Here is a 9,354-nt window from a genome sequence, read left to right as displayed (position 1 = left end):
TCGATCTTCCCCGGACCACCATCCGACCGCTACAGCCGACCCCGGATCAGACCCCGAAATTAAGCAACAGCCACACGGTGGAATTGGCGATCCCGAAGCTGCGATCAGAATCCTACTTTCCCGAGTGGCTGCTGGAACGTCGTCGCCGTGCCGAACAGGTCCTTCCGAGAACGGCGCGGGCTGGCCGGCGTTCCTGCGCGGCCTGGTCGCCCGCGGCTTGTCAGGCGTCCAGTTGGTCATCTCCGATGCTCATCGAGGCGATCGGGGCGACACTGCCCGGCGCGGCCTGGCGACGCTGCGGGACGCACTGCCTGCGGAACCTGCTGACCAAGGTGCCCAAGTCCGCTCAACCTCGGGACCCTGGTGCGGACCATCTTCGACCAGCCCGCCGCCGAAGAGGTCCATGCCCAGCACGCCCCCGTCGTGGACGGCCTGGAAGCCGAACACCCCGACGCGGCCGCGCACCTGGACGAGGCCGAGCCCGATCTGCCGGCCTTCACCGGCTTCCCGCGTGAGATCCGGCGGCAGACCTGGTCCGGCAACCCCCAAGAACGACTGAACAAGGAGATCCGCCGACGCGCCGACGTCGTCGGGATCTTCCCCGGCCGCAGCGCGGTCATCTGCCTGGTCGGCGCGCAAACCGACGAATGGACCGAGGCTCGCCGCCACATGGGCCTGGAAGGACCGTCTCGGGTGTTGAGTCCGCGTGTTCGCCGTAGCGGTGGTGCGCGGCGGTGGCTCGCGAACGCCCCGACGGTCGCCCGTCAGGACAACGGCAGGTTTCGCGCATGTGACGGGCTATTGACAAGCAGATTTCCCGCACCACATACTGACGGCACTAGTTGTCTAGTCATCTTTATCGACGGCCGGCGACCCCCCTGATCGAACCGGCCGACCCCAATTCATCGCATCCCTTCCTGTCCTTGTGTAGCGAGTGACGGAGGTCCCGTCATGCCCCCACGTCGATGGAGCAGACGCCGGTTCGGCGCGCTCATGCTCGGAGCTCTGGCCTTCCCGGCCTGCTCGACCGGAATCGAGAAGAAGTCGGCCGCGAACACGCGGCAGCGCGGCGCGCTGCGGATCGGCGCCATCATGTACGCCCGCGACCTGGAGTACTGGCAGCTGATGGAGGCGGGCATGCGTGAGGCCGCCCGCCGTCACGGGGTTCCGATCAGCGTCGAGGTCTCCAACCGGCAGCTCGCCACCGAGGCGCAACTGATCGACACGTCGCACGCGCGTGGCGACAACGTCCTGGTCGTGGCGCCGCTCGACGCCAAGGCGTCGGTGGCGGGCCTTCGCAAGGCCCACGGCTACGGCATGAGCATCGTGCAGATCGACACCCGTGTGTCGGACCCGTCCTTCGCCGACTTCGTCGGCGTCAGCAACGACACCCTGGGGACCACCATCGGGCGGGCCGCCGCCACGTACCTGCGCACCCGGCCGAACGGCAAGGGCAAGATCGCGTTGCTCACCGGCGACACCGAGCCCAACGGCCCCGTACGCAAGAAGGCGTTCCTGGCGCAGGTCGCCGGTGCGGGCACCGTCGTCACCTCGGCCGAGGCGGTGGGCTCGCCGGAGGCCGGGTCCAAGGCCCTGGAGACCGTGCTCCAGGCCCACCCCGACATCGACCTGGTCTGGGCGTGGAACGGCGCGGCCCTGCAGGGCGCCGTGACCGCCGCGTCCCGCGTCCACGCCAAGGCCGCGATCTTCGGCATCGACATGAGTGCTCAGGTGGCCAAGGCGATGCTCGCCGGCGGCTCGACGGTCAAGGCGGTGGCCGACCAGAACGCCTACCGGATCGGCGGGCAGGCGGTGGACCTGGCGGTCGCCGTCGCCCGCGGCGAGAAGGCGAACGGCACGCCGACGATGCCGGCCCAGCTCTACCAGGACTCCGACGCGGCGGGCCTGCGGTCCTTCCTGGCCGGGCTGAAGAAGGGGAACCCCTGATGGCCGCGGCCTACGCGCACGAGAGCCGGCTGACGGACTGGCGCGCCGAGCTGGGCGTGGCCAGCGGTCTGGTCGTCCTGGTGATCCTGTGGGCGACGGCGGCGCCCAACTTCCTCACCGGCACGAACCTGGGCCTGCTGCTGCAACAGACCTCGGTGCTGATGATCGTGGCGGTGGGACAGACATTCGTGATCCTCACCGGTGAGATCGACCTGTCGGTCGGCTCCACCATGGGGCTGACCACGGTGGCGGTGGCGGCCATGACGGTGAACCTGCACCTGCCGCTGCTCGCGGCGGTCGTCGTCGTGCTGGCCGGCGGGGTCGTGGTGGGGCTGTTCATCGGCATCCTCCGGGTGATCTGGCAGGTGCCGTCGTTCATCACCACGCTCGGGCTGCTGAGCGCGCTGCAGGGCACGGCGTTCACCATCAGCCACGGTGTGACGATCGCGCCGACCCCGGTCTGGCTGTCGACGCTGTGGTCCGGGCGACTGGCCGGGATCCCGACGCCGGTCTGGCTGATGGCCGTCGTCGTCGCGGCCGGCGTGTGGGTGCTGCGCCGCACCCGCTACGGCCGCCACCTGTACGCGATGGGCGGCAACGCCGAGGCGGCCCGCCGCTACGGCATCGACGTACGCGCGCTGCGCGTCAGCGTCTTCGTCATCGTGCAGGTGCTGGCGGTGGTGGGCGGCCTGCTGTACGCCGCGCAGCTGAACTCCGGCAACGCCACCGTCGGGCAGGGCATGGAGCTCAACGTCATCGCCGGAGTGGTGGTCGGCGGCGTACGGCTGTTCGGCGGCGCGGGCCGGCCCGCCGGCACGGTGCTGGGCGTGCTGTTCATCGCCGTGCTCAGCAACGGCCTGACGCTGCTGGGGGTCTCGTCGTACCTGTTCCTGATCGCCCAGGGGCTCGTGGTGATCGGCGCGGTGTGGTGGAGCGCCGTGCAGCGCCGCGACCGGCAGGCGCTGTGAGGAGGCCGGGAATGGACACGTTGCTGCAGGCGGTCGGCGTGCACAAGCGCTACGGCGCGGTGCACGCGCTGCGCGGGGTCGACTTCGCCGTCGGCCCGGGGGAGCTGGTCGGGCTGGTCGGCGACAACGGCGCCGGCAAGAGCACGTTCGTCAAGACGCTGTCGGGCGTGGTGACCCCGACGGAGGGCACGATCCGGTGGGAGGGCGATCCGGTCACCCTGGACGGCCCGGCCGCCGCGGGCGAGCTCGGCATCGAGACGGTCTACCAGGACCTGGGGCTGTGCGAGAACCTGAGCGTCACCGAGAACATCTACCTCGGCCGTGAGCTGACACGCGGGCGTGGCCCGCTCCGGCGGCTGGACACCCGCCGGATGACCGCGAACGTCGCCGACGTGCTGTCGGGGCTGTCGGTCAACGTTCCGCGGCCCGACACCAGAGTGTCGGCGCTGTCGGGCGGGCAGCGGCAGGCGGTGGCGATGTCGCGCTGCCGGCTGTGGCAGCGCCGGCTCGTGCTGCTGGACGAACCGACCGCGGCACTGGGGGTGCAGGAGAGCGAACGCGTCGTCGCCGTGATCGAGGAGCTCCGGGCCGCCGGCGTCGCGATCGTGCTGATCAGCCATGACATCCCGATGGTGATGCGCCTGGCGGACCGGGTGCTGGTGCTCCGCAAGGGCGCCGTGGCCGCCGACCTGCCCACCGCGGAGCTGGATGAGCACGGCGTCGTCGCGCTGATCACCGGAGCGAACGAGGCCGCCGCGGCGCGGCGAGGAGGGAATGAGGATGCCTGACCAGGACGGACCGCTGTCGGGGATACGGGTGCTCGACCTGTCGCGGTTCATCGCCGGGCCCTTGTGCTGCCAGATGCTCGGCGACATGGGCGCCGACGTGATCAAGGTGGAGCGGCCCGGCGGTGAGGACGGCCGCAAGCACCGGCCGTTCTACCAGGGCCACAGCCTCTACACGATCGCCTACAACCGCAACAAGCGCGCCATCACCCTCAACACCCGTCACCCCGAGGCCGCGCATCTGCTGGGGCGGCTGATCGAGGGCAGCGACGTGGTGGTGGAGAACTTCCGGCCCGGCACGATGGCCAAGATGGGCTGGCCGTACGAGCGGATCCGCGAGCGCAGCCCCCGTACGGTGCTGGTGTCGCTGTCGGGGTTCGGGCAGCGCGGCCCCAACCGGGACCGCGCGCTGTTCGACGCGATCGCCCAGGCGGCCTCCGGGCTGATGAGCGTCACCGGACGGCCCGAGGACGACCCGACGATGACGGGCACGTTCGTCGCCGACTACGTCTCGGCGTTCCACGGTGTGATCGGCACGCTGCTCGCGCTGCACGCCCGCACGCGCACCGGCCACGGCCAGCATGTCGACATCGCCGCGCTGGACGCCCTGATGACGTGCCTGAGCACTCAGGTGGTCAACCACGCCAACCTGGGCCTGCCGGCCGAGCGCAGCGGGTCGCGTGACCAGATCACCGTGCCGGCCAACGCCTACCCGGCCGCCGACGGGCACGTGTACCTGCACGGCGGGACCGACGCGCTCTTCCCCCGGCTGTGCGCGGCGATGGACCGCCCGGAACTGGCCGGCGACGAGCGGTTCCGCGACCAGCGGGCCCGGTGGAAGAACGTGGCGGCGGCCGACGCGATCGTGCGCGGGTGGACCCTGACCCACACGTGCGCGGAGCTGGGCGAGCGGCTGGGTGCGGCCGGCGTGCCGTACTCCAAGGTCTGCACGGTCGCCGAGGCCGTGGAGTCCGAGCAGGTCGCCGCCCGCGACATGCTCGTCGAGGTGACCCATGCCGAGGCCGGCCCGCTGCGCCTGCCCGGCATCCCGATCAAGCTCAGCGACACGCCCGGGTCGGTACGCCTGCCCCCGCCGCCGGTCGGCGCCGACAACGACGGCGTCTACGCCGGGCTGCTGGGTCTGCCGGCGGAGGAACTGGCGCGGCTGCGCGCCGACGGGGCGATCTGAACGGGGGACATGCGGATGAAACGCGATCTGACCGACCCGAGGTCGGCCGCCGACGGCCGCGACCTGGAGGCCGGCCTGAAGGAACCGGTCGTTGAGAACCTGGAGATCCCCGAGAGGCTCGGCCCGGTCACGCTGGTCGTCGACGACCACAAGGTCAAGCGGTTCGCCTTCACCCAGGACGACCACCACCCCTGGCATCTCGTCGGCAGCCCGTTCGGGCACCGGATCGGGCACGCGACGGTCCTGGCCAACGACCTGGTGCAGCTGTTCACCACCCGGTACGCGGCCAGCCGCACGGTCGGGCTGCACACCGAGGAGCAGCTCTGGTTCGACAGCCCGGTACGGGTGGGGGAGCAGGTCACCCTCGACGGCGAGTACGTCGAGTCCTACCACCGGCGCGGCCAGGGGTACGTGGTGATGGAGGCCCGGGCCCGCGGCGAGGACGGCCGCAGCATCATCCGCCACCGCGGCGTGGAGATCCTGCGCACCGTGCCCGGGAGGATCGCGGGCCGCTCCAGCACCGACGGCGCCGGGGGAGACGCCCGTACGGTGACCGGCGAGGTGGACGAGTCACTGCCGCCCGTACGCGCGGCGGGGCCGGGGCTGGTGCCCGGCACGGGCCTGGTCCCGCTGGCCAAGGAGATCACCCAGGAGCAGGCGTCGGTGTTCTCCCGGTGCGGGGAGTACGTCCGCAACATTCACAACGATCTGGGCATCGCTCGCGAGGGCGGACTGCCGATCCCCATCGTGCAGGGCCAGCAGCAGTGCGACCTCGTCGCCGAGCTGCTGACCCGGTTCTTCGGCACCCGCTGGTTCACCGGCGGCTGGCTGCGGACCAAGTTCATCCGCCCGGTGGAGGTGTTCGAGCCCCTGGAGGTCGGCGGCTCGGTGCACGCGGTCGAGGGGAACCAGGTGGAGCTGGACGTGTGGGTCCGGCGCGGTGACGGGCGGCTGAGCACGGTCGGATGGGCGCGCTGCCCGTTCGGCGTCGAGGATGAGAAGAAGGAGGGCGCATGAACACGACGACGGCGGCCGAGGGGCTGAAGGAGGCCCGCTACGAGCTGGTGACGGTCCCCGAGGAGTTCGGGCCCGTACGGGTGAGAGTCGATGAGGCCAAGGTCCTCGGCTACGCCTTCGCCCAGGCCGACTTCGGCGCCTGGCACTTCGGCGACTCCCCGTTCGGCGGGCCGGTCGCCCATCCCCTGGTGCTCGCCAACGACCTGCTGTTCCTCTTCTACCAGCACTATGACGGCAACACCGCCCGCGGCCTGCACACCCACGAGCGGCTGACGTTCCACGCGCCCATCCGGGTCGGGGAGACGGTAACGATCACCGGCGCGTACACCGACAAGTACGAACGGCGCGGGCAGGGCTATGTGGTCCTGGAGGCCGAGGCGCGCGGGGAGGACGGCCGCCTGCTGGTCACCCACCACGGGCGCGAGATCATGCGGACCCGCGCGGGCGACGTGGTCGGCCGGTCGAGCGCCGGCGCGCGGGGGCGCCGGGTGCGCGGCGAGACCGACCCCTCTCTGGGCGTCGCGGAGCGGCCCGCCGCGGGCCTGGTGCCGGGCACCGCGCTGCCGGCGCTGACCCGCCGGTTCGACCAGGACCAGATGAACGCCTTCTCCTGGGCGGGCCGCGGGTTCGTCAACGTGCACACCAGCGCGGCGGTCGCCGCCGAGCAGGGCCTGGACCGTACGATCGTGCAGGCCCAGCAGCAGACCGGCGTGATCGTCACGGCGATGACCCGGTTCTTCGGCGCCGCCTGGTTCACCTCCGGCTCTTTGGACCTGCGGTTCGTACGGCCGGCGCTGTGCGGGGACGAGCTGACCGTGCACGCCGCCGTGTGCTCCCAGGACGACCGGCGGCTGGAGCTGGAGGTCTGGGTGACCAAGCCGGACGGCACCGGCACCGCGCGCGGCTGGGCGTCGGCGAACGGGCCGGAGGCGACCGAGGGACCGGTATCGTGCGTGCCGGGGTTGTGAGCGCTCGCACCGGAGTGAGGTCACGCTTGTGAGCGGTCTGCCGATCTATGAGGTGATCCGCCGGGATCTGTTGTCGCAGATCCGGGACGGCGTGCTGCGCACGGGCGACAGGCTGCCCAGCGAGCCGGAGCTGGCCGCGCAGTTCGGGGTGAGCCGGATGACGGTGCGCCAGGCGATCGACCAGTTGGTGATCGACCACGTGGTCGTACGTCGCCGTGGCTCCGGCACCTATGTCACCTCGGCGCCCCGCTATCGGCGGCTGAACCGGCTGGCCCCCTTCCGCGACGAGATCGGCGTCGGCGACGCCGACGTGCGCACGGAGATCCGCGAGCGCCGTGAGCTGGTGGCGCCGCCGGACGTGGCCGAACGGCTGCTCCTGAAGGAGGGGCAGAAGGTCGTGCGGCTGGTCCGGCTGCGGACGGTCGACGGCGAGCCGGCGGCGCTGCAGGAGTCGTGGGTGCCGTACGCGCTGGCGCCCAACCTGGCCCGTGAGGACCTGGTCGAAGGCTCGCTGTACCGCACGCTGTCCGAGCGCTGGGGCGTCGCGGTCAAGTGGGCCGAGCAGCAGATCTCGGCCGCCGCCGCGACCGAGGAGCAGGCGTCGCTGCTCGGCGTGCCGATGGGCGGCCCCCTCATGACGATCGTGCGTCTGACCTTCTCCGGCGCGGAGTCCCCGGTCGAGCTCGCCCACAGCTGGACCCGGCCGGAATACCCGCTGCTGACCAGGCTCGACGCCTAACCGAACGCCGTCGGCGGCGTGCCGGCGGCGACTCACGCGCAAAGACATCTAGACAACTAGATTAAAGTGGGTGATGTCATGCATGAGAACATCGCGCCCTCCAGGTCACTGGTCCGGCGCGCCGCGGCCGCCAGCCTCATCGGCACGACCGTGGAGTGGTACGACTACTTCATCTTCGGATCGGCGTCCGCGCTGGTCTTCGGCAAGCTCTTCTTCCCCGACAGCACCCCCCTGGTCGGGACCCTGTCCAGCTTCGCGGTGTTCGGCGTCGGCTTCTTCGCCCGGCCGCTGGGCGGCATCGTGTTCGGCCACATCGGCGACCGCGTCGGCCGCAAGACCGCCCTGGTCACCACGCTGTTGATCATGGGCATCGCGACCTTCTGCGTCGGCCTGCTGCCCACCGCGCACACCATCGGCGTCGGCGCGCCGATCCTGCTGGTGGTGCTGCGCCTGGTCCAGGGCTTCGGCGTCGGCGGCGAATGGGGCGGCGCGTCCCTGGTCGCCGTGGAGTTCGCCCCCGCCGGCCGGCGCGGCCGCTACGGCAGCGCCCCCCAGGTCGGCAACGCTCTGGGCGTCGCGCTGTCCACCGGCGCGTTCGCGGCGGTCTCGCAGCTCCCCGACGCCCAGCTCTACAGCTGGGGCTGGCGGATCCCCTTTCTGGCCAGCGCCATCCTGATCGTCGCCGGCCTGCTCATCCGGCTGAGGCTGACCGAGACGCCGGCCTTCACCGCCGCCCGCGAGCGCGCCGAACTCGCGGCCGCGCCGCTGAAGGACGCTTTGCGTCACAGCAGGAAGCCGATCCTGCTGGCGGCCGGGATGCGGGTGAGCGAGAACGTCTTCGGCTACATCATCTTGACGTTCCTGCTCAGCTACGGCACCGACCGGCTGCACCTGAGCCGCGGCGTCCTGCTGTCGGCCACGACCGTCGCCGCGATCGCCGGCATGGCCGCCTGCTACGGCTTCGGCGCCCTGTCCGACCGCGTCGGACGCCGCCCGGTGTTCCTGTTCGGCGCGGTGTTCTCGGCCGTGTTCGCCTTTCCGATGTTCGCGCTGCTGGACCTTCGCGCCACGCCGATGGTGGTGATCGCCGTGGTGCTCGCCTACACCTTCGGCGTCAGCGCCCAGTACGGCGTGGAGCCGTCCTTCTTCGCCGAACTGTTCGGCACCGGTGTCCGCTACACCGGGATGTCGCTCAGTTCCCAGATCGCGGCCGTGTTCGCCGGCGGGCTCGCGCCGTTCATCGCCACCGCCCTGACCGGGGCGGCCGGCGGGCGGCCCTGGCCGGTCGCCGCGTACGTCCTGGTCGCCTCGCTGATCACCGTGGTGGCGGTGCTGGGCTCGGCCGAGACCTTCCGCGCCACCCTGAGCCGGCCCGAACCGGCCGCGCCGGACACCGCCACGACCCCCACCACCTCCCCTTCCTGAGACCTGAGAAAGGACACTCATGACCGAGAAGATCACCGGCGGCGAGCTGGTCGTACGCACCCTGGCGGCCCTCGGCGTCGACCGCGTCTTCGGCGTCCCCGGCGGGCAGACGCTCGCGATCACCGACGCGATCATCGACCACCCCGGCATCGAGTTCGTGACCGCGCGCCACGAGGGCGCCGCGGCCGTCATGGCCGACGCGCACGGCCGGTTGACCGGCCGGCCCGGCGTCTGCCTGGCCACCACCGGGCCCGGCGCCACCAACCTGCTCACCGGCGTCGGCGGGGCCCTCCGCGACTCCAGCCCGGCACTGATC

General features: G+C 71.5%; 9 protein-coding genes and 2 pseudogenes. All 11 read left to right on the top strand.

Annotated elements, in window-relative coordinates; translation table 11 throughout:
• Positions 1–74 precede the first annotated feature (74 nt).
• Positions 75–164, top strand: a pseudogene (locus tag ACFFNX_RS52430) (transposase); the annotation flags it as partial.
• A pseudogene (locus tag ACFFNX_RS32715) lies at positions 164–681 on the top strand (transposase); the annotation flags it as partial. The pseudogenes ACFFNX_RS52430 and ACFFNX_RS32715, both read left to right, overlap by 1 nt.
• 270 nt (positions 682–951) lie before the next feature.
• Positions 952–1,947 carry a sugar ABC transporter substrate-binding protein gene (locus tag ACFFNX_RS32710; protein WP_378209732.1) on the top strand — a complete coding sequence of 332 codons (996 nt, stop codon included), beginning with the start codon at positions 952–954 and terminating at the stop codon, positions 1,945–1,947.
• Positions 1,947–2,915 (top strand): ABC transporter permease, encoded by a 969-nt coding sequence (locus ACFFNX_RS32705; RefSeq protein WP_378209731.1) that lies wholly within the window; start codon positions 1,947–1,949, stop codon positions 2,913–2,915. Before ACFFNX_RS32710 ends, ACFFNX_RS32705 begins: the two co-directional genes overlap by 1 nt.
• 11 nt (positions 2,916–2,926) lie before the next feature.
• Positions 2,927–3,703, top strand: a complete 777-nt coding sequence (locus ACFFNX_RS32700; RefSeq protein WP_378209730.1) for an ATP-binding cassette domain-containing protein — start codon at positions 2,927–2,929, stop codon at positions 3,701–3,703.
• A complete protein-coding gene (locus ACFFNX_RS32695) occupies positions 3,696–4,889 on the top strand; it encodes a CaiB/BaiF CoA transferase family protein (RefSeq protein WP_378209729.1) in 1,194 nt (397 codons plus the stop codon). Before ACFFNX_RS32700 ends, ACFFNX_RS32695 begins: the two co-directional genes overlap by 8 nt.
• Before the next feature lie 15 nt (positions 4,890–4,904).
• Positions 4,905–5,906, top strand: a complete 1,002-nt coding sequence (locus tag ACFFNX_RS32690) for a hypothetical protein (protein WP_378209728.1) — start codon at positions 4,905–4,907, stop codon at positions 5,904–5,906.
• Entirely contained in the window at positions 5,903–6,874 is a 972-nt protein-coding gene (locus ACFFNX_RS32685) for an FAS1-like dehydratase domain-containing protein (RefSeq protein ID WP_378209727.1), read from the top strand. The genes ACFFNX_RS32690 and ACFFNX_RS32685 overlap by 4 nt, the downstream gene beginning before the upstream one ends.
• Positions 6,875–6,902: 28 nt before the next feature.
• Positions 6,903–7,613, top strand: coding sequence for a GntR family transcriptional regulator (locus ACFFNX_RS32680; RefSeq protein WP_378209726.1), 711 nt, complete (start codon positions 6,903–6,905; stop codon positions 7,611–7,613).
• Between the two features lie 78 nt (positions 7,614–7,691).
• Positions 7,692–9,038: an MFS transporter gene (locus tag ACFFNX_RS32675; protein WP_378209725.1), complete on the top strand. Its 1,347-nt coding sequence runs from the start codon at positions 7,692–7,694 to the stop codon at positions 9,036–9,038.
• Positions 9,039–9,057: 19 nt separating this feature from the next.
• On the top strand, positions 9,058–9,354 hold a 297-nt coding region (locus ACFFNX_RS32670), incomplete at its 3' end, for a thiamine pyrophosphate-binding protein (protein WP_378209724.1).

It is taken from the genome of Actinoallomurus acaciae, from assembly GCF_042429965.1.
GTDB lineage: Bacteria > Actinomycetota > Actinomycetes > Streptosporangiales > Streptosporangiaceae > Actinoallomurus > Actinoallomurus acaciae.
This window is presented reverse-complemented; position numbering and strand designations above follow the sequence as displayed.